Genomic DNA, 25,803 nt, shown 5'->3' with positions numbered 1-25,803 from the left:
CGGCCGCGGGCGCACGTCTGGCAGTTCCCCGCGACCCCACCGCGCCGGCCGTCCCCGGTGGTACGTTTCGCATGTGAGCCGTATCGTGGCCGTGGCGCCCGTACTTCCCGCCCGCAGCTATAGCCAGGGCGAGATCACCGCCGCGCTGCTCGCGATGATCACGAGCGACCCCCAGCGCCAGGCCGTCATGCGCCGCATCCATGCGGCCAGCGGCGTCGAGACCCGGAGTCTCGTGATGCCGCTCGAGCGATACAGCTCCCTCGGCTCGTTCCAGGAGTCGAACGACTTCTTCATCGCCGAGGGGACCACGCTGGCCGAGCGCGCCATCACCCAGGCGCTCGCGACCGCGGGGCTGCTCGCCAGCGACGTCGACTTCCTGCTCTTCACGTCCGTCACGGGGATCGCCGCCCCCTCGATCGACGCGCAGCTCGTCCAGCGGCTCGGGATGCGCCGCGACGTCAAGCGTCTGCCCAGTTTCGGCCTGGGCTGCGTCGCCGGCGCGGCCGGGATCGCCCGGGTGCACGACTATCTCCAGGGTCACCCCGGCGAGATCGCGGTGCTGCTCTCGGTCGAGCTCTGCTCCCTGACGGTGCAGGCGCGCGACGACTCGATGGCGAACATCGTGGCGAGCGGCCTCTTCGGCGACGGTGCCGCGGCCGTCGTGATGGCGGGCGACGATCGCGCGCGCGAGCTCGGTCTCCCCGGCCCGGAGGTCCTGGACACCCGCAGCCGCATCTACCCGGACACGGAGAACGTGATCGGCTGGGACATCGGCGGTACCGGGTTCCGCATCGTGCTCAGCGCCGGCGTCCCGGACGTGATCGACCGCAACTTCGCGGACGACGCCCGAGGACTGCTCGCGGAGCACGGCCTCGAGGTCTCCGACGTCGGCGCGTGGGCGGCGCACCCCGGCGGCCCGAAGGTGCTCGAAGCGTTCGCGCGCGCGCTCGACCTGCCGCCGGACGCGCTCGACGCCAGCTGGCGATCGCTCGCCCGCGTGGGCAACCTGTCGTCGGCCGCCGTGCTGCACGTGCTCGCCGAGCAGCTGGGCGCGCACCCGCCGGACACCATCGGGCTGTTGTTCGCCCTCGGCCCCGGTGTCACCAGCGAACTGGTGCTGCTGCGCTGGGCCGACGGTGCGCCGGGCGTACGCACCGCACCGCAGCTGGGGGCCGTCGCGTGATCTGGTACACCGTGCTCGTCCTCGCCACGGGGGCGGAGCGGATCGCCGAACTGCTCGTGTCGGCCCGCAACGCCCGCTGGTCGTTCGCCCGCGGCGGCGTCGAGTACGGCCGGCGCCACTTCCCGCCGATGGTCGCGCTGCATACCGGCCTCCTGCTCGCCTGCCTCGCGGAGGTGTGGCTGCTCGACCCCCCGTTCCTCCCGTGGCTCGGCTGGCCGATGCTGGTGCTGGTCCTCGCCAGTCAGGCGCTGCGCTGGTGGTGCATCGCGACTCTCGGGCCGCGCTGGAACACCCGGGTCATCGTCGTGCCCGGCCTCGCCCTGGTGGCGCGTGGACCCTACCGGTGGCTGCACCATCCCAACTACGTGGCGGTCGTCGTCGAGGGTTTCGCGCTCCCCCTGGTGCACACGGCGTGGATCACCGCCGTCGCCTTCACCGTGCTGAACGCCGTGCTCCTGCTGGGCTTCCGCATCCCCTGCGAGAACCGGGCGCTCGCCGGATCCGAGGCGGCCGCGGCCGCACGGACATGACCGCACCGCAGCTCGTCGTCGTGGGCGGAGGGCCGATCGGGCTGGCCTGTGCGATCGAAGCGCGCCTGGCCGGCATCGAGACCATCGTCGTGGAGCCGCGCGACGACCCCATCGACAAGGCGTGCGGCGAGGGGTTGATGCCCGGGGCGCTCGCGGCCCTCCATCGCATCGGGGTGGACCCTCCCGGCCATCCGCTCGCCGGAATCGCCTACCTCGACACCGGACGTCGCGTCGAGCACCGGTTCGCCGACCGGCCGGGCCGCGGCGTGCGACGCACCGTGCTGCAGCGCGAGCTGGCGCGCCGAGCCGCTGAGCTCGGCACGCCTGTCCTGAGGGACAGGGTGACCGGTGTGACCCAGCGTCGGGACTCCGTCGTGCTGGAGCTCGGAAGCCGCACTGCGGAGGCGCTCGAGACGCCCTGGGTGATCGCGGCGGACGGACTCCATTCGCCCGTACGGCGCCTGCTCGGGTTGGAGGGTCGCGCGCAGCACCCCACCCGGCGGCGTTACGGGTTGCGACAGCACTATGCGGTCGCGCCCTGGACCGACCTCGTGGAGGTGCACTGGTCCCCGCTCGTGGAGGCCTACGTGACGCCGGTGGACGATCGCACCGTCGGCGTCGCCGTGCTCGGCCCGCGCCCGCTCGACCACGATGCGTCGATCGCCGCCATCCCCGCGCTCGCGGAGCGCCTGGCGGGCGCTCACGCCGTGTCGGCCCCCCGCGGCGCCGGCCCGCTGCTCCAGCGCTCGCGCTCGCGGTCTTCGGGACGTGTGCTGCTCGCGGGCGACGCCTCCGGCTACGTGGACGCGTTGACCGGCGAGGGCATGCGCGTCGGATTCGCGCAGGCGCGCGCGGCGGTCGCGGCCGTGCGCGCAGGCAACACCGAGCAGTACGAGCGCGCCTGGCGGGCCACCACCCGCGATTTCCGCATGCTCACCACCGGGCTGGTCGTCGCGGCGCGGTCGTCGTTCCGGCCGCGGATCGTCCCGACCGCGACCGCCCGGCCGCAGCTCTTCGGTGCCATCGTGGAGCGGCTTTCGCGCTGAGAGCCGCGCACACCGGGGACCGCCCATCGGACGGATAGAAGCCACTCCCGGCGCGCGTCTTCATCAGGTAGTATGCTGCGGACAGATGACACATGCAATATTTTGCGAGGTGCGATGACCAACCACGACCAGCCCGATCGAGGCGATGAACCGCAGCTCGATGAGGGTGCCTCCTCCGAATATCGCGCGCGCCCGACCGCGGTCGCCGCGAAATCCGCACCGGCCAGGCGCACGAGCGTGACGTTCTATCTCAGCGAGGGCCTCCGCAACAGGGCGAGAGCGGCCTACCGCTCCACCTCCTTCGAGGAGCAGGACAGCAGTTGGTCCGAGATGCTCAACAAGGCACTGATCGCCGAGGTGGAGCGCCGCGAGGCCGAATACAACAGCGGGGAGAGCTTCGGGGCGAGCGCGGAGCCGCTCTCCCCCGGTCGTCCGATCGGGTTCTGACGACGTCACCGGGGGCGAGCCGGCCTGCGCGACCGGCCGCCCCCGACGCGTCATGGTCGAGCCGTCACCTCACCGGGTGTGGTGACGGCGCTCCCGATTGGACACCCCGAACACGGCCAGCGCACCGAGCAGTGCCAGCAGTGCGCCGAACGCACCCAGTGTGAGCGCATCGGATCCGGTCGAGGCCAGCATGGTCGATGCCGGGGCGGCGCTCAGTATCGTGGCCGGGCCATCCGAGGCGATCGAGACGCCACCTCCCACAGCGGCCACTGGTCCCGTCGGGGTCGAAACGACCGGGCCGGTCGGCGTGGTCGGGCCGGTCGGCGTTGTCGGGCCGGTCGGGGTCGTCGTCGCACCGGTGGTGGTGGCGTCGCCGAGCACACTCACCGCGTCACCGCCGACCGTGATCGGAAGGGCGACGCTCACCGGCAGCTGGGCGCCGCCGAGGAGGCTTCCGCCGCCGCTCGTGACCGGGACGGAACTCGAGCCGGTGCCGGCGCCGGAACCGGCGGCACCGGCGGTCGAGCCGGTCGTCGTCGCGTCGCCCAGCAGGCTGACGGCGTCACCGCCGAGGGCGACCGGAAGGGCGGCCCGGATCGGAGCCTGTGCACCGGAGGCCACGCCGCCGCTGCCCGAAGTGACGCCACCGGCCGGTGCGGAACCCGACGGCGCAGCCGCCGACGAGCCGGTCGAGGAGGCATCCCCCAGCACGCTCACCGCGTCACCCGAGGCGGTAACGGGAGCAGAGGCACTCACTGGAGCCTGAGCACCCGACACCACACCACCAGAACCCGAAGTGGTGCCGGCGGTCGCGGGAACGGAACCCGACGGCGCAGCCGCCGACGAACCGGTCGAGGTGGCGTCGCCGAGCACACTGATCGCGTCGCCCCCGACGGTCACCGGTGCCGATACGCCGACCGGAGCCTGCGCGCCGGAGAGGATGCCGTCCGAGCCCGACGTGGTCGCGCCCGAGCCGGTGGAAGCCGCGGGCGAACCCGACGGCGAGGTGGACGTGCTCGATCCCGACGAACCGGCATCGCCGAGCACGCTCACCGCGTTGCCCGTCGCCGTCACGGGAGCGGAGACTGCGATCGGCGCTTGCGCGCCGGAGAGCACTCCACCCGTTCCCGACGTGGTCTGGTCCGTCGCGGGTGTCGTGCCCGACGAGGCGGTCGAGGAGGTCGAGGAGGTCGAGCCCGAGCCCGAGCTCGAGGTCGAGCCCGAGTCACCGACGGCGCTCACGGCGTTTCCGCTCACGGTGACCGGCACCGCGATGCTGACGAGTACCTGGTCGCCGGAGGCCACGCCGCCGAGCCCGCTGGTCGACGTGCTGACCGCCGGAGCGGGGGCGGCGGGTGCGGACTGCGCGCCGGTCGATCCGGCGTCGCCGAGCACGGCGATGCCGTTGCCGGAGACCGTCACGGGAACCGTGAGCCCGATCGCGGCCTGGTCGCCGGAGGCCACTCCGTTGGAGCCGGTCGTCGATGGTGCTTCCGCGGCGTTCGCCGCCGCGGTGCCGGCGAGCCAGAGCCCTCCGACGCAGAGGGTGAACCACAACCCTCTCGAGACGTACTTGTTCATCGTTCAGCCTTTCGAATGAGTGTCTGCGAACTCCCGGTCGGGAGCTCGGGTCGCGTTCTGCCGGAACGGCAGACTGCGCCCACTCAGTCGGGGCTGATGTCGTGATCGAACAGCGGTGCGGCAGCGAGGCCGTCACCGACGGGAAGCAGAGCTCGGCCGGCGCGCGGGGCGGACGCGGCCGCCAGCGCATCTCCGGAGACGGCCGAAGCCGACGCGCCGCCGCCGCCGGAGCCTCCGGAGGCGCCGGCGCCGAGTGAACCGGACGGCACGCCGCGGGACGGCAGGTCGGAGCCGCCGGGGGGCGCGCCGCCCGGAGCGGAGGCCGTCACAGCGGTGACGTCGAGCCGCCCGGAGTCGCGGCCGAAGGGGCGAACGGCATCGAAGAGCGATGATCCGTCAGCGCCCGCGATCGCGGCGACCGACAAGCCGGCGACGCCGGCGGCGGAGGCCACCGCCGCTCCGGCGGCAGCCGGCCCGGCGCTCGGCGGCGCAACGGTCGGCGGCTGCTCGGTCGGCGCGACCGGCTCGACCGCGGTCTGTAGAGCCGTGGACACGTCCGAGAGGGTGCCGTCCGCCACGGTGCTCACCGGGGTCGTCACGGATTCGACCGGGGCGGAGCCGAGGGCCGCTCCCAGCACGGGGAGTTGCGAGACCGGCGTGGCGGCCACGACATCGTCGACGGCTTTCGCCACGGGAGTCACGACCGCAGCGACCGGCGCAGCCTGCGCCACCTGGTCGACCGCCTGCGTCACGGGCCGGACCGCCTGACTGACGGTCGAGCGAACCGGATCGGGCAGCGCGGGGGCGACAGCCGAGGTCACCGTGTGCGCGGTATCGCCGACGGCGCCGGTGACGCTCGAGACGACCGCTCCCAGCGGGTCCGGCGCGGGAGGCTCGGCGGCCCCGGCCGCGCCGCCTCCGAAGAGCAGTCCGAGTGCTGCGACTCCGCCGCCGAGGACGAGTGAACCGATCAGAAGCCGCACGGGAGCGCGGGAGGAGCGTCGGGCGTCCGGCGCTTCCACCATACGATCACCCCCTGATCGTCGGCCTTCCGTTCGAGACAATGGTGAGCGTACTCCCCTGTCTACCGTCGAGGAAGGGGCGAGCCCGCATGCCGGCCGCCACGGCGACCACGGCGAGCGCCGCGACCGTCATCGCCGCCCCGACCCACAGCGGAGACGCGTAGCCGAGTCCCGCCGCGATGGTCAGTCCGCCGAGCCACGCCCCCAGGGCGTTGCCGACGTTGAACGCGGCGATGTTCGCGCCCGACGCCAGCGTCGGGGCCGACTCGGCGGAACGGAGGACGCGCAACTGCAGCGCGGGGACCGTGGCGAATCCGGCTGCACCCATCAGCACGAGCGCGATCACGGCGGCCGCCGGCAGCGGCGCGACCAGCGCGAACAGCCCGAGGATGACGGCGAGCGCCGAGAGCACGACCAGAAGCGTCCCGTCGATCGAGCGGTCCGCGAACCGCCCGCCAGCGGCATTGCCCATGAAGAGCCCGACCCCGAAGAGGATGAGCAGCCACGGAACCGCACCCGAGGGGAACCCGGACAGACCGGTCAGTGTGTAGGCGATGTAGGTGAAGGCCCCGAACATCCCGCCGAAACCGAGCACGGTCGCGGCGAGCGAGAGCCACAGCTGCGCGGAACGGAACGCCCGCAGTTCGCCGCGCAGACCGGTCGTCTCCTCGACGCCGCCGTCCGCTCGCCCGGCCGATCGAGGCACCAGGACGGCCAGCCCGACGAGAGCGAGCACGCCGATCGCGGTGATGGCCCAGAACGTCGACCGCCAGCCGAGTTGCTGCCCGAGCAGCGTGCCGAACGGCACCCCCAGCACGTTCGCCGCGGTCAGGCCGGTGAACATGATCGCGATGGCCCGCGCCTTCTTGTCCGGCTCCACCATCCCGGCCGCCACCACTGAGCCGATGCCGAAGAACGCGCCGTGGCACAGCGCGGCCACGATCCGGCCGACGAGCATGGTCGGATAGTCGGTCGCGAGCGCGGAGACCGCGTTGCCGATGATGAAGAGCACCATCAGCCCGAGCAGCACCGTCTTGCGCGGCAGGCGCGTGACGGCGGCCGTCAACCCGACGGCGCCGACTGCGACGGCCAGCGCGTAACCGGAGATGAGCCATCCGGCCGCTGCGGCGTCCACGTGGAAGTCGGCGGCGACGTCGGGCAGGAGGCCGGCGATCACGAACTCGGTGAGGCCGATGCCGAATCCGCCGAGGGCGAGCGCGATCAGGCCAGCAGGCATGGGGAACTCCTGGGAATGTCGAAGGTCGAAGGTGCGACCGCGTAGGGTGGTTACTTGCAGACGCGCGATAAATAGTTGCACACGCAATTAGTTTTGGCAAGGTCACGTCCGCCGCCACCGACAGTGAGGAGACCCCGTGGGCATCGCCGACGACGCCGTCGAAGTGCGCGCGCAGGGCTGGCGCGCTCTCGCCGCCCTCCACAACTTCATCGAGAACGAGCTGGAGCGGGCGCTGACCCGCGAAGCGGCGCTCTCCGTGGTCGAGTACACCGTGCTCGACGCCCTCAGCAGGCAGGACGGCTGGCACATGCGCATGCAGCAGCTCGCGCGTGCCAGTGCCCTCAGCCCGTCCGCCACCACCCGGCTGGTCAACCGTCTGGAAGAGCGCGGCCTGCTCACCCGCGTGGACTGCCTCGACGACCGGCGCGGCATCTACACCGAGCTCACCGCCGGCGGCCACCGACTTCTCGACACGGCACGCCCGGTGCACGACGACGCTCTGGAGGCCGCTCTGCGGGAGGCGCATCGCATCCCGGAGCTCGCTCCGCTGCTCGACGCGCTTCCGCAGCTGGCGCTCGCCGGTGCACCGGCGGGATCACCCGCTTAGCGCAGCACCTCCACGAGGGCGACCCAGGAGAACAGGACGGTCGTGACGATGGCCAGGATGGTCGCGATGGAGACCAGGACCATCCCGACCGACGACGGGGCCAGCCCGATCAGCAGCACGCCGCCGGCCAGATCGAACAGCAACGGCAGCGAGAAGACGGCGATGCGCTCGACGTCGTAGCGTCCATAGCCGGTGGCCCTGCTGTCCGCTCGGATCGCGATCGACGAGCGCACCGCCACGATGCCGCAGACGATCGTGCCCGCGAGGACCTGGAGGCCGAATCCCCACGCCACCTGGCCGGGGATGAGCGCCGCACAGCTCAGCGCGACGCCGAGGATCAGCGTCGCGATCGACGCACCCGCGCGTGCGGCCAGCCCGCGAGACTCGGCGATCTGTCGGATGTTGACGGACAAGGCCACGATGAGGAGGCCGCCGAGCGCCGCGCCGGCCCCGGCCACCGCCACGTTGAACTCGGACCACTCGGTGAAGATTCCTGTCATGAGTCCAGCATGCCCGTCATGCGCACAGCGTAGCGGCCCACGCGCAGCCCGGCGCCGGACTGTCAAGTCTGGTGGGCCCGCGCAGGCAGGGCGTATAACGGTGTGCATGGCCGACGCGATCACGACCTGGATCGACCGCTACCGCACCGCATGGGAGACGAACGACCCCGACGACATCCGTGCGCTCTTCACCGAGGACGCGAGCTACCGCACGGAGCCGTTCGCCGAGCCGTGGGACGGCCACCTCGAGATCGTCGAGGGCTGGCTGGACGCGCAAGACGATCCCGGCTCCGTCGACTTCGAATGGCGGCTGCTCGGACAGGACGGCCCGCAGTACTTCGTCGAGGGGGTCACCGACTATCACGACGGCCCGACGTACTCGAACCTGTGGGTGATCCTGTTGACGCCCGATGGTCGCGCAGAGGCGTTCACCGAGTGGTGGATGGAGCAGGAGGGCTGAGGCCCGACCGTCTCAGAGGAGGCCGCCCAGCCACAGCCCCAGGGCCGCGGCGGCGAGCGCGAGCACGAGCATCCCGACGCCGTTGACCGCGGCGGCACGGTAGCGCCGCTGCTGCGCGAGCCGGACGGTCTCATAGCTGGCGGTACTGAACGTCGTGTACCCGCCGAGGAAACCGGTGCCCAGGATCGCGCGCCACTCCGGTGGGAGGCCGTGCGCCACCGCCAGACCGGTCACCAGGCCGAGGAGGAACGACCCCGTCACATTGATCACCGTCGTCCCGAACGGGAAGGCGATTCGGAAGCGGGCGCGGAGCACTCCGTCGAGGACGAGCCGCGAGACTGCACCGAGGCCGCCCGCCATCGCCACTGCGAGGGTCAGCAGCGCCGTCACGAGCGGGCGCCCTTGCGCCGGGCGAGGGCCGCTGCCGCGGCGATGCCGGCGACCGAGGCGAGCGCACCGACGACGATGGTCGCCAGCGCGTAGCCGATTCCTGCCGCCGGGTCGTGCGCGGCGAACAGCCCGTCGGTGTCGACCGCGAAGGAGCTGTAGGTGGTGTAGCCGCCCAGGATGCCCGTGCCGGCGAACAGCCGCAGGTCGCGACGGCGCCCGGTGTCCGGCCCGTGGAGGGCGAGCGCCTCCAGCAGCCAGCCCAGGACGAAGGCGCCCGTCACGTTGATGACCAGGGTGATGGGAAGGAGGCCGCCGGCGGCCGGGACGGCCGCCGAGAGCAGGGAGCGCACGGTGGTGCCGGCCGCACCCCCGGCGAAGACGAGCAGAACGGACCGCCAGTGGAGGTGCACGGGCAATGGGGGTCTCGCGGACAAGCGGCATCCACCCTTCAGTGAAGAAGCGCAGGAACTATCAGCGACCGTCGCGGTTCGGGCGGATGCCCCGGCGAGATCCATCGCCGCTGGACCACTATACCGGCGGGTCCTCCCACGGCAGCGCCTGCGACCCGTTGACCGGCGCCAGCGGCACGACGATCACCGGGCGGTGCTGGCGGTGGGCGAGGTGCACGGCCACCGAGCCGTTGAAGAACTCCCGGAGGCTGCCGCGCAGCCCGGCTTCCCGTGTGCCGACGACGATGTACCGCGCGTCCATCTCGTCGGCGAGGCGCGCGAGCGCCCACGCCGGGTCGCCGGCGAGCTGCTTGAGCGTGTACGGGATGCCGCGGCCGTCCATGACCGCGCGGATGTCGGATTCGAGCTCGGCGTCGAATGTCTCCTCCTCGACCTCGGGCAGGTCGGGGTCGTACGGAAGGGCCACGACGGTGCCGTCCACGTAGCTGGAGACGAGGTATCGGTTGGGGTCGACGTTGGCGCAGACCAGCGGCACGTCGAGGTCGTCGGCGAGCCGGGCCGCCTGATCGAGCACCGCGGTGGGCTGACCGGGCACGACCGCCACGAGGACGCCGCCCGACCCGGTGCTGCCGTTGCCGCTCATTCCCCTAGTGTGCACCATCGTGCGCGTCCGGCGAAGGACCCTCCCTTGGCTCGTCACCGGCCGTGGGGTACGTTCGAACGCGACAGCCAGGGAGGCCAACGGAATGAGCGAACACAAGGCCGCGCTCCCCCGCGAGCGCCGCCGGACCACGCGCGGGCTGCGGCCGCTGCCGCAGCTGACCCGCGACGCGACCGCCCAGCTCAAGCGGCTCCTGGCCGCCGAGCTCGCCTTGTTCAAGGCCGAGATGGCGGCGAAGGCGAAGGCGGCGGGCATCGGCGCCGGCCTCCTCGTCGGCGCCCTGGTCTTCGTGTTCTTCGCGCTGGGCGTGCTGATCACCGCGGCGGTCTTCGCCTTCGCGCTCATCGTGCCGGGATGGCTGGCCGCGCTCATCGTCGCCGGCATCCTCATCGTCCTCGCCGTCGTCGCGGCCCTCGTCGGACGGGCGATGCTCAAGCGCGGCGTGCCGCCGGTGCCCGACGACCTCGGTCCGGAGCTGAAAGCCGACGCGCAGGCGCTGAGAGGGGAGAAGCCGTGAGCGACAAGGGCATGAACACGCTCAAGCTCGAGCTCGAGCAGACGCGTGACGAGCTCGCGACCACGCTCGACGACCTATTCGCGACGTTCAATCCGCTGGTGCAGATCCGGTCGCACCCCGTGGCCTCCGCCGCCGTGCTCCTCGCCGTCGTGGGCGGCGCGGCCGCCCTCGTGGCGCGAGGGCTCTCGCGTGGCCGGTGACGTCTCCTGGCGGCGCCTCCCGTGGGGGTACGTCCTCAAGCGCACCCTGCGCAGCTTCGGGCAGCACGCCTGCGCCGACCTCGCTGCTGGACTGACCTATTTCGGAGTGCTGTCGCTGTTCCCCGCGATGATCGCGCTGGTCAGCATCCTCGGGCTGGTCGGGCAGAGCACCGCGGGCATCGACGCGCTGTTCGGGATGGTGGACGAACTGGCGCCCGGCATGCTCGCCGTCGTCAAGCAGCCGATCGAGAGCCTGGCGTCGTCGCCTGCGACGGGCTGGGCGCTCGTGATCGGCGTCGTCGGCGCCGTGTGGTCGGCCTCCGGCTACGTGGGCGGGTTCGGCCGCGCGCTCAACCGCATCTACGACGTGCGCGAGGGACGGACCGCGTTCAGCCTGCGTCCCGTCCAGCTCGGTGTGACGCTGGCGTCGCTCATCCTGATCGCCGTCGTCGCCGTGTTGCTGGTCGTCTCCGGGCCGATCGCCGAGGCCCTCGGCCACGCCATCGGGGCGGGCGACGCGGCGAAGACGGCGTGGTCGATCCTCCGCTGGCCCGTGGTGATCGTCGCACTGGTCCTGCTGGTCGCACTGCTCTACTCGGCGACCCCGAACGTGCGCCAGCCGCGGTTCCGCTGGCTGACCCCCGGGGCCGTCGTGGCGATCGTCGCCCTCGGTGTCGCCTCCGCGCTGTTCGCGTTCTACGTGGCGAACTTCGGCAGCTACGACAAGACCTACGGCACGCTGGCCGGCATCATCGTGTTCCTGCTGTGGATCTGGATCGCCAACGTCGTCCTCCTGCTGGGCGCCGAGCTCGATTCGGAGATCGCCCGGGCGCGCGAATTGGTCCGCGGTGCCCGCGTCGAGGAGGGCAGGGCGCTCCCGCTCAAGTCCGACAGGGCGATCGTCAAGGCGAAAGACGCCGAAGCGGCGGACATCCTCGCGGCACGGGCGATCCGGCGCCGTTTCCGCTGAGTGTGTCGAACCGGGCCGCGCCCGTTCGACGTCCCAGTGAACGAGACCGACTGAGAAGTGTCCACCCGAGAGGAATCACCATGGCCCAGTTCGCCATCTTCATCTACGGCGACGGCGTCGCCGGAACGCCCGACGAGCTCGCCGAGCACGACCGCCACTCGGAGGACCTGATCCGAGACGGCGACCTGATCGCGGCGTTCGCGCTCGCTCCGCACACCGAGTCGACCTCTATCCGCGGCACCGGCACGACAGACGGCCCCTACACCGAGTCGAAGGAGATCGTCGCGGGCATCGGCATCATCGAGGCGCCCGACCGGGAGGCCGCTCTGGCGATCGCGCGCCGCAACCCGGCCACCTGGCAGGGCGGCGGGGTGGAGGTCCGCGAGGTGATCGGGGCGTTCGTCCGCCCTCAGGGAACGGCCGATACGCTCACTTCGTGAGCATCGACGACAATCCGCGCGACCCGCGCCCCGGCCACGACCTCGCCGACAGCCGCGGCCGCACCGGCCTCCACCTCACCGGCCGCGACGTGACGGGCAACCCCGACGTGCGCATCGCCGACGTCGAGGTCGTCTCCGACGGCTGGCATGTGCTGCGCCGCACGACGTTCGACTACCGCGGGCGCGACGGCGAGTGGACGACGCAGTCGCGCGAGACCTACGACCGCGGCAACGGGGCGACCGTGCTGCTGTACGACCCGGCGGGCCGCACGCTGCTGCTGTCGCGCCAGTTCCGCCTCCCCGCCTATGTCAACGGACACCCCGACGGCATGCTGGTGGAGGCCGCGGCCGGACTGCTGGACGGCGACGCTCCCGAGGAGGCGATCCGCAGGGAGGCCGCGGAGGAGCTCGGCGTGCAGGTCGGCGCTCTCGAGCACCTCTTCGACCTCTTCATGAGCCCGGGGTCCGTCACCGAACGCGTGCACTTCTACGCTGCGGAGTACCTGCCGTCGGCGGTCGCCGGCGGCGGCGGCCTGGCCGAGGAGGGCGAAGAGATCGAGCCCGTCACCGTCGGCTACGACGAGGCCCTGGCGATGATCGCCGACGGTCGCATCGTCGACGGAAAGACCGTGATCCTGCTGCAGTGGGCGGCACTCAACCTGTTCGGTCGCTGACGCTCACCCGGGCAGAAACCGCTCGACGAGCAGACTCGTCCCGATGAGGACCATCATCGCCCCCGACAGCTTGGCGACGACGACGAGCGCCCGCGGCCGCGACCTCAGCAGCCGTCGTGCGAGCAGAGCCACGATCGTGTAGATGACGGCGATGTCGGCCAGGTGCAGAGCGCCGAGGACCAGCATCTGCGCCGCGGCGGGCATCCCGCCGGGGGTCGTGAACTGGGGCAGGAGTGCCAGCAGCAGCAGGAGGCCCTTGGGGTTGATCCCGCTGACGCCTGCGCCGCGGAGGAACTGCGAAGCGGCGCTGCCGGCGATCGGCTCGCCGTGCGGTCCGACCGGCTCGGTGCGACGCAGAAGCGCGTTCATCCCGAGCCAGATCAGGTAGGCCGCGCCACCCACGGTGAGCACGGTGAGGACCACGGGGTACCGGGCGACGATCGCCCCCACCCCCACCGCGACGGCGGTGATCACGACGGCGTAGGCGGTCAGCATCCCGAGGATCGACGGCACGACCGAGCGCGCCCTGAGCCCGGCGCCGATGACGTACGCCCAGTCGGCGCCCGGGGTCAGCGCGAGGAGGACGGCGATGGTCCAGAACTGCGCGACGAGTGCGAGGTCCATGGCGCAGAAGCTACGCGAAATATCGCGGAAAGTGCTTCGAAATCTGCGGCGGAGCTCCCGCAATTGTAGGAGAATCTTCGGCATGGACAGCTTGGATCGGGAGATTCTCTCAGCGCTGCAAGAAGACGGCCGAATCAGCGTGACAGAGTTGGCCTCCCAGGTGGGTCTGAGCCTCTCCGCCTGTCACCGTCGCGTCCGCGAGCTGGAGCAGTCCGGGGTCATCGAGCAGTACCGCGCAGTCGTCTCCCCGGCCGCCGTCGGGCTCACGTTCGAGGCGATCGTCTTCGTGACGATCAGCCGCACGGACCCCGACACGGTCGGCGCGTTCGAGGAGGCCGTGGTGGCCATCCCGAACGTCACCGAGGCCGAGCGCCTGTTCGGCGACCCCGACTACATGCTGCGCGTCCTCACTCCGAACCTCGCCGCCTACCAGGAGCTGTACGACGGCCCGCTCGGCGGCCTACCCGGCATCCAGCGGATGACGTCGACGCTGGTCATGAAAAGGCTGGGAGCGGGGGTGTCGCTGCCGTTGGGGTGACGGCCCGGGCGGAGACCCGCACCGACTCACCCGTAGCGGAGCGTGGCCCCGGACGACTTCAGGAAGTCGATGTGCAGATGGTTGCAGGTGTCGTCGAACGGCGCGAAGTGGTCGAGGCTCATCGACTGGCGGCATTCGACCTGGCCGAGGCCGGTTCCGCTCGGGACCAGCGGGTCGAGGAGGCGGATCAGCTGGACGGAGCGAGCGTCGCCGCCGGTGAGGGGCGAGCCGTTGAGGAGGTAGAAGTCGACTGCGTGACCGCCGCCGTCGGCGTAGTGCGCCGAGTCGGTGCCGGCGCCTTCGATCTGGCCCGTGCAGCGACGGTTGATGTCGCTGACGCCGACCTGACTGAAGTTGTCGAGGGCGACCGAAATCGCCTGCAGAACGCGATAGTCGACGCCGCAGTTCGGCACGACCTTGCCCTCGGCCAGGTTGGCGATCTCAGGGATGTGGTTGGGCGTGGAGCCGACCAGGCGGCCGGCGGCGACGGCACCCATGAGCTGCACGGCCAGCGCCTGCACCGTCGGCGACACCGAGCTGTTGGTCGTGGAGTCGAGCGCCTCCGGGCTCTCGGCGATGCCGATGCCGTCACGCGACACGACCTGAGCCGTGGCGTCGCCTCCGGTCAGCGTCTGCACCGCGAGCGCGGTGCGCGCGTTGCCGGCCGTCGAGCCCTCGCCCGTCGTGGCGTACGCGGGAAGGGACGCGGTGCCGAAGAAAGCGGTCAGCGCCACGAGGACGAAGACGTGGAAGCTGCGACGGCGGCGGTTCTCGACGAAGATGCCGCGGCGCGGGTGGCGCGGGTGGCGCAGGTTGCCCGGGTCGGCGACCGACGGCCCGGCGGAGACCGTCGCAGCGGGAACCGCGGTCATCTGCGCGGCCGCCGCGCGACGCTCGGCGCGCGAAGGACGCGTGGGCTTCACCACGATGCGCTCACGCACGACGGTGCGGCCGCTCTTCTGCGCGCCGGCCTTCGCGGAACGACGGCCACGCGAACGCTCCGCCTCCAACGCCGCACGCCGGCTCGAGACGACGGGTGCCGTCGAAGCCGGCGCGGCGGAGACCGGCGCGGTCGTCGCGGCAACCAGCGAATCGGCCCGGGTGAAGTCGTTCACCGGGTCGGCGACCGCCTGCGTCTGCTCGTCCACGTCGAGTACGACGGGTGCCCGATAACTGCGGCGAGGCCGCAGAGGGGCAGGCGACTTGGGCAAACTGAACTTCCTGGACGGTCGGGTCGGGGTGTCGTGGGGGGTCGACACCTTCAGGCGTACCCAACCATTCTTATCAAATTTCGGCTGGACGTTCTATCAATGCGGATGAATAGATCCACCGAAATCGCACAAGCTCGGAGAGCGGGAGGACGGAGGACCCGGGGGCGGGGCGCATCCCGCGCGTTCGGGTCACGCAGAAGCACCCCGGGCCCGGATGGTCTCGGATGCGGGTCCGATCAGCATGACGATATGCCCCGCCGACCCGCGTCATGACGCGGGGTACGGCTGTTACGACAGGGGCGATCGGGCTAGGGGATCACCACGGCGAGCTCGACACGGCCGGCGTTCTCCCGCAGTGCGACCTCCCCGCGCTCGGCGAGTTGGAGCAACCCGATCCCGGGCCGCGCAGCCGACAGCACTCCCCCGGAGACGATCACGATCGAGACCCCCTGCTCGGCCGCCGGAGCCACCTCCAGCGTCACCGGCGTGCCGTCGCCGTGGCGCACCGCGTTCGCCAGTCCCTCCGAGATCGCGTCGACCACGGCGTCCGCCCTGCGCGGCTCGCGCAGCCGCTCCCAGACGTCGCCGATGGAGGCGTGCAACGGCAAGGCCGATCCCCAGCTGTCGACGAGCGCGGTGATCCGCTCCGCCGCGTCCGGCTCCGTTCGGGGGGCGCTCATGTCGGCGCGGATCCTGGCCACGACGTCCCGGAGTTCCGCCGACGCGTCCTCGGCGGCAGCCGACCCCACGGCCAGGGCGGCGGCGATGAGCTCGGATTGCACACCGGCGTGCAGGAGCCGGGCAAGCCCGGCGCGCTCGTGCTCCAGAGCCGAGCGCGTGGCGGCCGCGGAGTGGATGTTTGACTGGATCGCCTCCTCCAGTTCGCTCTGATCGCGACGCACCCGCTCGGAGAGCGACGCGACGAACGCGACCGCGAGACCCACGACCCAGTAGGTGCCCGCTTCGAACCAGACGAGTTGCGGATCGCGGCCGAGGAGTCGCACCACCACGGCGCTGGTCGTCGACAGCAGAACGCCGATCAGAGCGTAGCTCGCGGCGATGACGACGACCCGTGCGCCGGGAGGCGTTCGGCGGACGATCGGCACCATCGCCGCGTTGCCCGCCAGGAGGACCGCGAAGCCGCAGGCCAGCGGCGGAAGCATGAACAGCACGCCGTACTGCCAGACGCCGAACGGCAAGACCAGGATGACGAACAGTACGGCGAGCGGCAGCGGCGGCGCGGCCCTCATCGCGCCGAAGACCGACGCGATCCACTCGCGGGAACGGACGGGGGGTGTGTCGGCCGCGCTCGCCGGCAGCACCAGATCGTCGTCGTAGACCCGGTGGCTCGCCGGGCGAACCACCTCCTCCGCCAATCCGCGCAGGAGGTTCGCGGCGTCGCTCGGGCGGATCCCGCGGATGACGGCGTCGGAGGTCGCCTCCTCCAGCTGGTCGAGTACAGCATCGACGGCGGAGTGCCTCAACTCCCGGATGCGTGAAGCGGCGCACTCCGCGTCGCGGGCGGAGGCCGCCTGGGCCGAACGCAGCCGGCGATAGACGCCGGCATGGTCGCGCACCAGTTGCACGGCGATGGCGACGAGCGAGAACATCGCGACAGTGGTGACCACGTTGATCAGGATCCGGCCGGCCAGGTCGCCCGCGGCGACGGGGATGTGCAGAGCCGCTCCTGAGCCGAGGAAGAGCAGTGGCCGCAGAACGCCGATCGTCGCGAAGCCGGCCAGTACGACTCCCGCGCGGATCGCCGCCGGCGTGACGAGCAACAGCAGCCGCAGCAGAATCAGCAGCACGCCGACGGCGACATGCTGCAGGCCGGCGACGGCGGCGACGGCCAGCGGACCACCGGTCACGTACTGCAGCCCGGACATCACCGTGAGTGCGATCGGCGCGGTGACGAGCCACGTCCACACGGTCACCGCGGACGGTCCCGTCGCCTGTGCGACCAGGCGGCGGGCGACGATCGACGTCGTGCTCACAGTCCCGACCGCGGATCGCCGTACGTCGCCCGGTAGAGGGTCGCGGCGGTGACGCGGGGCGCGGTCGTGTCGTCGCCGGTGAGGCCGAGCGCCTGGAACACGCGTTCGACGCTCTTCTCGACCGCGCGCACCGACACTCCACGCCGGCGGGCGATCTCCGCGTTGGTCAGTCCTGAGGCGAGCAGTCGCGTGGTCTCCCGTTGAGCCGCGCTCAGCCGCAGCAGCGCACCCTGAGCCCCTTCGGCGTCGGCGACGTGCCGCACCGGCCGGTCGGCGAGCGCGGCTTCCGCGGCGTCGACCAGCTCGTCGACCGAGCCGATCGCACCCTTGTTCACGAAAGAGGCGCCCTCCACCGTGTCCCGTGCCTGTGCGGCAGCGGCTTCCAGCGACAGGTTGCTCAGGAACACCACTGCGATGTGCGGGGCGCGCTCCCGCAGAATGGTCGCGAGCTCGACGCCGTTCGGCCGCGACCCCAGATCGATGTCGGTCACGAGCAGGTCGGGGTCGGCGGCGTCGATGTCACGCAGGGCCTCGACCGCCGAGGGCGACGCGACCGCCTCGAAACCGCGCTGGCTGAAGGCGTCGGCGACCAGCGAACGCAGCAGGGCGTGGTCTTCGACCACGAGCACACGCCTGCGCCACGTCGCCGTCATCCTGCCCACCTCCCCGGTCGTCTCGACAGGATAGCCGGTACGGACCGCTGCTCCCGGCGGTCTGTGCACCCCAGTTCGGGAGCGGAGCGGCGGGAGAGCGTGCCGTCAGGAGACGGGGTGTTGCCCGCCCCGGGGTTCGCGCGGCCCGGGGCGGGCGGTCTGGCGTCAGCTGCGGACGAACCTCAGCGTGACGAGTTCGAAAGGCCGGAGGGCGAGCGTGGTGTCGCCCGCTCCGGTCGGGCGCTCCAGGAGGTCGGTGCGCTCGATGCGCTCATACGGGAAGCCGACCGTCAGCGTCGCCTGCGCGCGCGACCCGCGCGCCTCGTACAACCGCGCGACGACGTCGCCGGAGCCGTCCTCGGCCAGCTTCACCGTCTCGATGACGACGGCGGGCGACGACGAGGCGAGCAGCGGAGTCACGTCGGCCGCGGCCGCCGGTCGCAGCGGCAGGTTGACGCGGTAGCCGGTCTCGATCGCCGCACCCACGTCGCCGATCACGATCGAACTGCGCAGGATGTGCGTACCCTGGTCGGCCTCCGGGTCGGGGAAGAGCGGCGCCCGCAGCAGCGTCTGCCGCACGAACGAGTACGTTCCGCCGCCTTCCCGTTCGTGTCGGGTGATGTCGTGACCGTAGGTCGCGTCGTTCGCGATGCCCACCCCGAAGCCCGGCTCGCCGACGTGCACCCAGCGGTGCGCACTGGTCTCGAACCGGGCGACGTCCCAGCTGGTGTTGGTGTGCGTCGGCCTGTCGATGTGGCCGAACTGGATCTCCGAGCGGGCGGAGGTCGTATGCACGTCCACCGGGAAGCCGAGCTTCAGCATCCGCTGCCGCTCGTGCCAGTCGATCCGCGTCTCGATGTCGAGCGCGGACGAGTCGGCGGCCAGCGACAGCGTCTGGGTCACTGCGGAGTCGCCGAAGCGGCGCACCAGACGGACCTCGGCGAGCTCCGGGCGCTCGGTGACGACCTCGAGCGAGTCGACCACCGTCAGGTCCTCACCCGACAGCCGGTACTCGACGTCGACGTCCCAGGCATCCCACTGGGTGGGGGTGTCGCGGAACAGCTGCAGGAGGTTCGCGCGGGTGCCGGCCGGCACGGCCTCCCGGCCGCTCGCCCTGTGCACGATGGAGGGGATGAGACCGTCCGCGTCGATCGTCACGGCGATCCGGTCGTTCACCAACCGCAGCGTGTCGCCCACACGCTCGACCCGGACAGCGCCGTCGCGGGACGGGACGCCGATGCCGCCCGGTGCGACGCCGTCGACGGCGAACGGGGAGGCGTTCGCGACCGCACCGGACGCGGCGTCCGGCCCGGCTCCCCCGGCGAGCGCACTGAGCGACCGTGCGATGACGCCCTCCAGGCTCCTGGCGACCTCCGCGTAGTTCTCGACGGCCTGGTCGTGCACCCAGCCGATCGACGACCCGGGCAGGATGTCGTGGAACTGCTGCAGCAGCACCGTGCGCCACGCCCGGCGCAGCTCCTCCGCCGGATACGCGGCGCCGGCGCGCACGGCCGCCGTCGCCGCCCACAACTCGGCCTCGTGCAGCAGAGCCTCGCTGCGACGGTTGCCCTGCTTGGTCCGTGCCTGCGAGGTGTACGTGCCGCGGTGGAACTCCAGGTAGAGCTCACCGGCCCATACCGGCGCCGGTGAGAACTCGGCGCGCGCGGCTTCGAAGAACGCTTCCGGCGGCGCGACGCGCACGGTCGGCGAACCTTCGAGATCGGCGGTCCGCGCGGCGGCCGCGACCATCTCACGGGTCGGTCCGCCGCCCCCGTCGCCGAACCCGAACGGCACCAGGGAGGTGTTCGCGCGGCCCTTGTCCGCGAAGTTGCGCTCGGCGCGGGCCAGCTCCTCGCCCGACAGCACGGAGTTGTAGGTGTCGACCGGCGGGAAGTGCGTGAAGATGCGCGTGCCGTCGATGCCCTCCCATTCGAACGTGTGGTGCGGGAAGCGGTTGACCTCGTTCCACGAGATCTTCTGCGTCAGGAAGTGATCCATCCCGGCCGCACGTGCGATCTGCGGGAGGGCGCCGGAGTAGCCGAAGGAGTCGGGCAGCCAGACCTCGCGCGGTTCATGGCCGAGCTCGTCGAGGAAGAACCGCTTGCCCTCCACGAACTGCCGGGCCATCGCCTCCGAGCCGGGGAGGTTCGTGTCCGACTCGACCCACATCCCGCCCACCGGCACGAACCGGCCTTCGGCGACCCGCACCCGGATGCGGTCGAACAGCTCCGGGTAGAACTGCTGCATCCACGCGAACTGCTGCGCCGACGAGCACGCGAAGACGAAATCCGGGTCCTGGTCCATCAGGTCGAGCACGTTCGAGAAGGTGCGGGCGCACTTGCGGATCGTCTCGCGCACGGGCCACAGCCAGGCGGAGTCGATGTGCGCGTGACCGACGGCGAACACGCGGTGTGCGGTTGCGGCGGCGGGCGACGCCAACACGCCGGCGAGCGCCGCACGACCGCGGGAGGCTGTGGCCGCGACGGCGAACGGGTCCACGGCGACGACGGCGTCCTCGAGTGCCGCGAACAGCGCCGCCCGCCGCGGCGACGTCTCCGGCAGCTCGGCCGCGAGCCCGCGGATCGTGAAGATGTCCTGGATCAGCTCCCACACCTCGGTGTCGCGATGCACGATGTCGATCCGACGCAGCGTGTAGATCGAGTCCGTCGGCGCCGTCGCCTTGCGGCCGACCGGCGTCGGCCGGAACGACCAGTCAGAGCCGACGTCGGGGTTGGCGGCCGCCTCGATGAACAGCTCGAACGACTCCCCCGGCGCGGCCTGCAGCCGCACGTAGTCGTTGAGGGGCTCGAGTGCCTTCACGATCGTTCCGTCGGTCGTCCAGACCAGCCCCTCCGCTTGGAACCCGACCTGTCCCGCCGTGAACCCGAGGTCGACCACGAGCTCGACGTCCGCCGGATCGGCCTCCCACTCGGCCGGAACCGTGCCGCTGACCCGGAACCAGACGGTGCCCCAGGGGCGCCCCCAGGCGCGGCCGACGGCGAACGGCTCGAACGGCCCCTGCACCGCCTGTGCGAAGGGCACCGGCTCGTCCGGAACCTCCCACATCTCCACGGCCACCGGAACGGCGGCCCGCTCGAGGGCGGGCGTCAGGCGCTCGCGGACGAAACGGTCGACCCGCATCGCGGCGAGCTGGTTCTGCTGGTACAAACGACGGCTCCTTATATATAGAGGTACGGCTAGCCCTTGACCGCACCCGCGAGCGCGGACGAGCCGCCCAGCGCCCGAGAGACGATCACGTAGAGCGCGATGACGGGCACGGAGTAGATGAGCGAGTAAGCGGCGAGCTGTCCGTAAGCCACGGCGCCGTACTGCCCGAAGAACGTGAAGATGCTCACCGCCGCCGGCTGGTTGCCGGGACTGAGCAGCAGCACGAACGGGACGAAGAAGTTGCCCCAGGCGGCGACGAACACGTAGATGAAGACGACGGCGATGCCGGGACGCACCAGCGGCACCACCACCGTCCACAGCGTCTTCATGCTGGAGGCGCCGTCGACCCACGCCGCCTCCTCGAGGGAGATCGGCACCGAATCGACGAAGTTCTTCGTCATCCAGATCGCCATGGGGAGCGACGAGGCCGCCATGAACAGGATCGTCCCACCGAGCGAGTCGATCAGGTTGAGCGACACGAACAGGCTGTAGACCGGCACCATCATCGCGGTGATCGGCAGGCAGGTTCCGAACAGGATCGCGTAGAGGAACGGCCGGTTGAACCGGTTGCGGTACCGCGACAGCGGATACGCGGCGAGCACGGCGACGATCACCGTGAGAATGGCGCAGCCGGCCGACAGCAGGAGGCTGTTCCAGAGCGGGACGAACGCGAGGTCGGGCGTGAGCACCTTCTGGAAGTTCTCGAGCGTCCACTGCTTCGGCCAGGCGACGGAGAGGGTCGCGCTGCCGTCGAACGAGGCCAGCACCACCCACACCAGCGGCAGCACGAACACGATGCCGATGAGCAGCAGCAGGACATTGGCCGTCCACTTCAGGGCGATGCCATTGGGCGATGACAGCTTCATCAGTCCACCTCCGTCTTGAGAGCGCGCACGTAGACGATCGCGAAGACCGCCCCGACGAGCAGCAGGATGGTCGCGATGGCGGTTCCATAGCCGAGCTCGGAGAACTTGAACGCCTCCTGGTAGGCCAGCACGGGCAGGGTCATGCTCTTGTTGCCCGGGCCGCCACCGGTCATCACGTAGATGAGCGTGAACACCGAGAGGGTCTGGAGCGTGATGAGCATGAGGTTGGTGGAGATGCTCCGCCGGATCATCGGCAACGTCACGAGGAAGAACCGCTTGACGCCGTTCGCCCCGTCCACCTCGGCGGCCTCGGTGATCTCGGGCGGCACCTCCTGCAGGGCCGCCGAGTAGACCAGCATCGAGAAGGCCGCGCCGCGCCAGGTGTTGGCCAGGATGATCGACAGCATCGGGAAGGCGAACAGCCACGAGGGACCGACGATGCCGAACGCCGCGAGCAGGGCGTTGAAGGTGCCGTGCTGGCTGAAGAACGCGTAGGACGCGAACGCCGCGACGATCTCAGGAAGCACCCACGCGCCGACGACGAACGTCGAGACGAGGGCTCCCACCCAGCGGCTGCCGCTGCGCATGAGCAGCGCGAGCACCATCCCGACGACGTTCTGGCCGATGACCGCCGAGCCGATCAGGAACACCAGCGTCAGCCAGACCGACACCGGGAAGTCCGGACTCGTGAACAGGTCGATGTAGTTCTGGAGGCCCACCCACTGCGCCGATGCCGCCGACGCTCCGGTGAGGGACATGTTCGTGAACGAGCCGTAGAACGACGACAGGATCGGCCCGACCAGGAAGACGAGCAGGAGCCCGATGGCCGGGACCAGGGGGACGGCCCGGGCGGCTGAGCGCCGGGCGTGTGCGCGCGAACGTGCCTTCTGCTGGCCGCGCGGCGGCCGGACCGAGCTGGTCCGGCCGCGCGCGTCGGAGCCGACGGCATCCAGGGTGGAGGTCACGATTACTTCGACTCCGTCTTGCCCTTACCGACGATCCCCACGACCGAGTCGTCGTAGGTCTTGGCGGCTTGGGCCGGTGTGGCCTGCCCCGTCATGACCGACTCCATCGCCACCTGGATGCCGTTGGAGATCTTGGGGTAGTCCGGTGTCGCGGGGCGGAACTTGGTGACGGCGACCAGCGAGGAGAAGAATTCAGAGGTCGGGTTCGACGTCTTGTACTTCTCGTCGTCGGCGACGTCCTTGCGCACCGGGATGCCCGCGGTGTTGATGTTGTATTCGAGCGACCGCTGCTTGTCGGTCAGGAAGGTGATGAACTTCCAGGCCAGGTCCTTCGCCGAGCTCTTCGCGCCCATCGAGAAGGTCCAGCCGCCCGAGAGACTGATCGATCCGGGGTCCTCGCCGTTCTGGGTCGGCATCTTGGCCGTTCCCATCACCTTGTCCCAGTCCGGCCACGGGGTTGCGCCGGTCGGCAGCCAGGCGTTGGACGCCCAGGAGCCGTCGAGGTTGATCGCCAGCTTGCCCTGCGGCACCAGCTGGTTGTTGACCGTGTTCTGGTAGTTGGTGTCGCTGGTGATCTCCTGGCTCGGGCCGAGTCCGCCCTGGTAGACCTCCTTGATCACGTCGAGCGCGTCGGTGAACGCCTTCGATCCGATGATCCACTTGGAGGTCGAGTCGTCGTAGAGGCCCTTCTCGCTCGCGCCGTAGAGCAGCATCTCGAAGCCCTGCATCGAGCTGGCCTCACCGGCCGCCTTGCCGGAGAAGATGTTCAGCGGGATGACGCCGGGGTCGGCCGCCTTGATCTTCTTGGCCGCGCTGAGCACGTCGTCCCAGGTCTTCGGCTGCCACGGCGTGGGGATGCCGGCCTTCTCGAAGATCTGCTTGTTGTACCAGAGACCGCGGGTGTCGGTGCCGGTGGGGATGCCGTAGACCTTTCCGTCGTCGCCCTTGCCCGCGTCTTTGGCGTTGTCGAAGAAGTTCGACCAGTCCGACCACTTCGACACGTAGGAGTCGAGCGGCGCCAGATAGCCGGCCTGAGCGTCGGCGCGGATCAGGAAGGTGTCCTCCGACATGATGTCGGGCGCGGTGGTCGCCGCCCGGTTCATCAGGGCGAGCTTGGTGTAATAGTCGTTCTCCGCCGCCTTGATCGGCACCAGGGTGATCTTGTCCCCGGGGTTCGCTTTCTCGAAGTCGGTCTTGGCCTTGTTCATGAAGTTGGACATGATGTCCGACCCGTAGTCCTGGAAGGCGACCTTGATGGTCTTGCCGTCGCCGCCACCGGAGGACGACGAGCAACCGGCCAACGCGACGAGAGCGGCTGCGGCAACTGCTGCGGCCAGTACCTTGCTTCGCTTCATCGATGCTCCTTTGCATTGAGGTCCGCCGGCTCCCATGCCGCGAACTCTTCGTAATTTATAAATCAATTTGATTTATAGATCAAGAGTTCGGCGCAAGTTGCCGTCTCCCCCTCGGTCGGGGGACGTCGGCCGGGACGGGCTAGAGTCGCCCGACGCGGGGCGAGAAGGTCTCGTCGAGCACCAGGCACGCGGCGCCGACAGCTGCGACATCCTCGCCGACCGCCGTGCCCTGGAGCAGGACCGGGTGCGTCAGGATGCCCATGTCGATCTCCGCCATCCGGGCGGGCAGCTGGGCGAGGAAGCGCTGCTCGACGCGCGCCCACGACGGTCCGCCGAAGACGACGCGGTCGATGTCGAGCAGGGCAGCGAGGTTCGACAGGTAGAAGGCCGTGTTGCGGATGGAGCGGTCCACGATCGCGGCCGCGCGCTCGTCTCCGGCATCGGCTGCGGCGGTGAGCTGCGTGAACAGCGTGTCGACGACCTCCACGTCGAGGTCGATGTCGACGCCGTCGATGACCTCTCCGCCGCCCGGCGGCTCCAGCAGCCCGGCCCAGAGGCCCTGCATGACCAGCCGCTGTGGCCGGACGGACTCGCCCCAGCACCCGCGCCGGCCGCACGCGCACAGGGCACCGCCGGGGTCGACCAGGACGTGGCCGGCGTCGCCCGCGTTCTCGGTCGAGCCGGTGTACACCTCGCCACCGAGGACGAGCCCGATGCCGGCACCGGTGCCGTAGTAGATGAAGGCGTAGTCCTTGCTCGCGCCGGCGGGGTCGTGCCAGCGCTCGGCGACGGCCGCGCTGATCACGTCCTTGGCCACGAGCGACGGCAGGCCCGTCGCGGCTGTCAGCTCGTCGCGGAGGTGGAAGTCGTTCCAGCCCGGTATCAGCGGAGGTCGCACCACGACACCGGTCTCGGCGTCGATCGGACCCGGCGCCGCGACCCCCACTCCGATGATCCGGGCGGGATCGAGCCCGGGAGCGGCGAGCACCGCCCGGATGGCCTCCAGGATCACGGCGAGCGTCGCCTTCGCGTCGCCGTCCGGAGGCGAGGGCCGGCGGGTGTGCTCGACCACCTCGCCTTCGAGGTCGAGCAGCACGCAGGTGATGACGGTCGGGTCGAGGTGCACGCCGACGGCGTACGCGCCCGCGGGGTCGAGTCGCAGCAGGGTGCGCGGCTTGCCCGGGCTTCCTTCGCTCTGCTTCCCGGCCTCGCGGATGAGACCCTGGACGAGGAGGCGCCGCGTGACATTGGTCACCGTCTGAGCGGAGAGCCCGGTCGCCGCGGCGAGCTCGACCCGGCTCAGACCGCCCTCCGAGCGGCGCACCGCGTCGAGCACCACGGTCTCGTTGAACGCGGCGATCGCGGGGAGGTTCGCTCCCTTCGGCACGGCTCCTCCTCCGCGTGGGGCTTCGGGCACCCGCCGCTCCCTCGTAATATACCCACGCGCCGCTCGGTTTCCGCCGGAGAGGTCGGCGGCACGACCGGTCGGGATCGGCAGACCCGCGGAGAAACAGCCGGCCCATCGACCTGAAGGACCCGGAGGAGAACCACCGG

General features: G+C 70.9%; 28 protein-coding genes and 1 riboswitch. Of the genes, 12 read left to right on the top strand and 16 right to left on the bottom strand.

Annotated features, from left to right (window positions below):
* Positions 1–73 precede the first annotated feature (73 nt).
* The 4 genes from Q0Q23_RS04865 (at position 74) to Q0Q23_RS04850 (ending at position 3,206) form a co-directional block, all read left to right on the top strand.
* The gene (locus tag Q0Q23_RS04865; protein ID WP_295120166.1) at positions 74–1,183 is read left to right on the top strand and encodes a type III polyketide synthase; all 1,110 of its coding nucleotides are present in this window, start codon (positions 74–76) and stop codon (positions 1,181–1,183) included.
* Positions 1,180–1,713, top strand: coding sequence for an isoprenylcysteine carboxyl methyltransferase family protein (locus tag Q0Q23_RS04860; protein WP_295120163.1), 534 nt, complete (start codon positions 1,180–1,182; stop codon positions 1,711–1,713). Before Q0Q23_RS04865 ends, Q0Q23_RS04860 begins: the two co-directional genes overlap by 4 nt.
* Positions 1,710–2,759 carry an NAD(P)/FAD-dependent oxidoreductase gene (locus tag Q0Q23_RS04855; RefSeq protein ID WP_363316237.1) on the top strand — a complete coding sequence of 350 codons (1,050 nt, stop codon included), beginning with the start codon at positions 1,710–1,712 and terminating at the stop codon, positions 2,757–2,759. Before Q0Q23_RS04860 ends, Q0Q23_RS04855 begins: the two co-directional genes overlap by 4 nt.
* Positions 2,760–2,873: 114 nt before the next feature.
* The gene (locus Q0Q23_RS04850) at positions 2,874–3,206 is read left to right on the top strand and encodes a hypothetical protein (protein WP_295120160.1); all 333 of its coding nucleotides are present in this window, start codon (positions 2,874–2,876) and stop codon (positions 3,204–3,206) included.
* Between the two features lie 69 nt (positions 3,207–3,275).
* Here the strand turns inward: Q0Q23_RS04850 and Q0Q23_RS04845 are convergent, their stop codons facing one another.
* From Q0Q23_RS04845 to Q0Q23_RS04835, 3 genes are all read right to left on the bottom strand, one after another.
* Positions 3,276–4,787, bottom strand: a complete 1,512-nt coding sequence (locus tag Q0Q23_RS04845) for a chaplin family protein (RefSeq protein ID WP_295120157.1) — start codon at positions 4,785–4,787, stop codon at positions 3,276–3,278.
* An 83-nt stretch (positions 4,788–4,870) separates the two neighbouring features.
* Positions 4,871–5,770, bottom strand: coding sequence for a hypothetical protein (locus Q0Q23_RS04840; protein WP_295120154.1), 900 nt, complete (start codon positions 5,768–5,770; stop codon positions 4,871–4,873).
* A gap of 46 nt (positions 5,771–5,816) precedes the next feature.
* Positions 5,817–7,046, bottom strand: coding sequence for an MFS transporter (locus Q0Q23_RS04835; protein ID WP_295120151.1), 1,230 nt, complete (start codon positions 7,044–7,046; stop codon positions 5,817–5,819).
* A gap of 136 nt (positions 7,047–7,182) precedes the next feature.
* On the opposite strand from Q0Q23_RS04835, the gene Q0Q23_RS04830 reads away from it, so the two are divergent.
* Positions 7,183–7,653 carry a MarR family winged helix-turn-helix transcriptional regulator gene (locus tag Q0Q23_RS04830; protein WP_295120148.1) on the top strand — a complete coding sequence of 157 codons (471 nt, stop codon included), beginning with the start codon at positions 7,183–7,185 and terminating at the stop codon, positions 7,651–7,653.
* On the opposite strand, the gene Q0Q23_RS04825 is transcribed toward Q0Q23_RS04830, so the two are convergent.
* Positions 7,650–8,153, bottom strand: a complete 504-nt coding sequence (locus Q0Q23_RS04825) for a hypothetical protein (protein WP_295120145.1) — start codon at positions 8,151–8,153, stop codon at positions 7,650–7,652. The two genes, Q0Q23_RS04830 and Q0Q23_RS04825, sit on opposite strands and share 4 nt — an antisense overlap.
* A 106-nt stretch (positions 8,154–8,259) precedes the next feature.
* On the opposite strand from Q0Q23_RS04825, the gene Q0Q23_RS04820 reads away from it, so the two are divergent.
* The gene (locus Q0Q23_RS04820; RefSeq protein WP_295120142.1) at positions 8,260–8,613 is read left to right on the top strand and encodes a nuclear transport factor 2 family protein; all 354 of its coding nucleotides are present in this window, start codon (positions 8,260–8,262) and stop codon (positions 8,611–8,613) included.
* 12 nt (positions 8,614–8,625) lie between these two features.
* Here Q0Q23_RS04820 and crcB read toward each other — a convergent pair whose 3' ends face one another.
* The 3 genes from crcB to Q0Q23_RS04805 all read right to left on the bottom strand — a co-directional run bounded on the left by crcB (position 8,626) and on the right by Q0Q23_RS04805 (position 10,056).
* Complete coding sequence (gene crcB, locus Q0Q23_RS04815; protein ID WP_295120139.1) at positions 8,626–9,003, bottom strand: fluoride efflux transporter CrcB; 378 nt, start codon at positions 9,001–9,003, stop codon at positions 8,626–8,628.
* Entirely contained in the window at positions 9,000–9,437 is a 438-nt protein-coding gene (locus Q0Q23_RS04810) for a CrcB family protein (RefSeq protein ID WP_295120136.1), read from the bottom strand. The genes crcB and Q0Q23_RS04810 overlap by 4 nt, the downstream gene beginning before the upstream one ends.
* 21 nt (positions 9,438–9,458) lie before the next feature.
* A riboswitch (Fluoride riboswitch) is annotated at positions 9,459–9,531 on the bottom strand.
* Positions 9,532–10,056 carry a universal stress protein gene (locus Q0Q23_RS04805; protein ID WP_295120133.1) on the bottom strand — a complete coding sequence of 175 codons (525 nt, stop codon included), beginning with the start codon at positions 10,054–10,056 and terminating at the stop codon, positions 9,532–9,534.
* Positions 10,057–10,159: 103 nt separating this feature from the next.
* Between Q0Q23_RS04805 and Q0Q23_RS04800 the strand changes: the two genes are divergently transcribed.
* The 5 genes from Q0Q23_RS04800 (at position 10,160) to Q0Q23_RS04780 (ending at position 12,875) form a co-directional block, all read left to right on the top strand.
* A complete protein-coding gene (locus Q0Q23_RS04800) occupies positions 10,160–10,591 on the top strand; it encodes a phage holin family protein (RefSeq protein ID WP_295120130.1) in 432 nt (143 codons plus the stop codon).
* The gene (locus tag Q0Q23_RS04795) at positions 10,588–10,791 is read left to right on the top strand and encodes a hypothetical protein (RefSeq protein ID WP_295120126.1); all 204 of its coding nucleotides are present in this window, start codon (positions 10,588–10,590) and stop codon (positions 10,789–10,791) included. The genes Q0Q23_RS04800 and Q0Q23_RS04795 overlap by 4 nt, the downstream gene beginning before the upstream one ends.
* Positions 10,781–11,761, top strand: a complete 981-nt coding sequence (locus Q0Q23_RS04790; protein ID WP_295120123.1) for a YihY/virulence factor BrkB family protein — start codon at positions 10,781–10,783, stop codon at positions 11,759–11,761. Before Q0Q23_RS04795 ends, Q0Q23_RS04790 begins: the two co-directional genes overlap by 11 nt.
* 80 nt (positions 11,762–11,841) lie before the next feature.
* Positions 11,842–12,201 (top strand): YciI family protein, encoded by a 360-nt coding sequence (locus Q0Q23_RS04785; protein ID WP_295120120.1) that lies wholly within the window; start codon positions 11,842–11,844, stop codon positions 12,199–12,201.
* Positions 12,198–12,875, top strand: a complete 678-nt coding sequence (locus Q0Q23_RS04780) for an NUDIX domain-containing protein (protein WP_295120116.1) — start codon at positions 12,198–12,200, stop codon at positions 12,873–12,875. The genes Q0Q23_RS04785 and Q0Q23_RS04780 overlap by 4 nt, the downstream gene beginning before the upstream one ends.
* 3 nt (positions 12,876–12,878) lie before the next feature.
* Here Q0Q23_RS04780 and Q0Q23_RS04775 read toward each other — a convergent pair whose 3' ends face one another.
* Positions 12,879–13,499 (bottom strand): LysE family translocator, encoded by a 621-nt coding sequence (locus Q0Q23_RS04775; protein ID WP_295120113.1) that lies wholly within the window; start codon positions 13,497–13,499, stop codon positions 12,879–12,881.
* Between the two features lie 82 nt (positions 13,500–13,581).
* Here Q0Q23_RS04775 and Q0Q23_RS04770 point away from each other — a divergent pair, with 82 nt between their 5' ends.
* Positions 13,582–14,037 carry an Lrp/AsnC family transcriptional regulator gene (locus Q0Q23_RS04770; protein WP_295120110.1) on the top strand — a complete coding sequence of 152 codons (456 nt, stop codon included), beginning with the start codon at positions 13,582–13,584 and terminating at the stop codon, positions 14,035–14,037.
* Between the two features lie 26 nt (positions 14,038–14,063).
* Here the strand turns inward: Q0Q23_RS04770 and Q0Q23_RS04765 are convergent, their stop codons facing one another.
* The 8 genes from Q0Q23_RS04765 to Q0Q23_RS04730 form a co-directional block, all read right to left on the bottom strand.
* Complete coding sequence (locus Q0Q23_RS04765) at positions 14,064–15,185, bottom strand: hypothetical protein (RefSeq protein ID WP_295120107.1); 1,122 nt, start codon at positions 15,183–15,185, stop codon at positions 14,064–14,066.
* Between the two features lie 371 nt (positions 15,186–15,556).
* Positions 15,557–17,242 (bottom strand): hypothetical protein, encoded by a 1,686-nt coding sequence (locus Q0Q23_RS04760; protein ID WP_295120104.1) that lies wholly within the window; start codon positions 17,240–17,242, stop codon positions 15,557–15,559.
* Positions 17,239–17,895, bottom strand: coding sequence for a response regulator (locus Q0Q23_RS04755; RefSeq protein ID WP_295120101.1), 657 nt, complete (start codon positions 17,893–17,895; stop codon positions 17,239–17,241). The genes Q0Q23_RS04760 and Q0Q23_RS04755 overlap by 4 nt, the downstream gene beginning before the upstream one ends.
* Before the next feature lie 165 nt (positions 17,896–18,060).
* Entirely contained in the window at positions 18,061–21,063 is a 3,003-nt protein-coding gene (locus tag Q0Q23_RS04750) for a glycoside hydrolase family 38 C-terminal domain-containing protein (protein WP_295120099.1), read from the bottom strand.
* Positions 21,064–21,092: 29 nt separating this feature from the next.
* Positions 21,093–21,929 (bottom strand): carbohydrate ABC transporter permease, encoded by an 837-nt coding sequence (locus Q0Q23_RS04745; RefSeq protein ID WP_295120097.1) that lies wholly within the window; start codon positions 21,927–21,929, stop codon positions 21,093–21,095.
* Positions 21,929–22,894 (bottom strand): carbohydrate ABC transporter permease, encoded by a 966-nt coding sequence (locus tag Q0Q23_RS04740; protein ID WP_295120094.1) that lies wholly within the window; start codon positions 22,892–22,894, stop codon positions 21,929–21,931. Before Q0Q23_RS04740 ends, Q0Q23_RS04745 begins: the two co-directional genes overlap by 1 nt.
* 2 nt (positions 22,895–22,896) lie before the next feature.
* Positions 22,897–24,249: an extracellular solute-binding protein gene (locus tag Q0Q23_RS04735; protein WP_295120091.1), complete on the bottom strand. Its 1,353-nt coding sequence runs from the start codon at positions 24,247–24,249 to the stop codon at positions 22,897–22,899.
* Positions 24,250–24,388: 139 nt separating this feature from the next.
* Complete coding sequence (locus Q0Q23_RS04730) at positions 24,389–25,636, bottom strand: ROK family transcriptional regulator (RefSeq protein ID WP_295120088.1); 1,248 nt, start codon at positions 25,634–25,636, stop codon at positions 24,389–24,391.
* Between the last annotated feature and the right edge of the window lie 167 nt (positions 25,637–25,803).

Source organism: uncultured Leifsonia sp. (assembly GCF_945957465.1).
In the GTDB taxonomy this organism is placed as follows: Bacteria; Actinomycetota; Actinomycetes; order Actinomycetales; family Microbacteriaceae; genus Leifsonia.
This window is presented reverse-complemented; position numbering and strand designations above follow the sequence as displayed.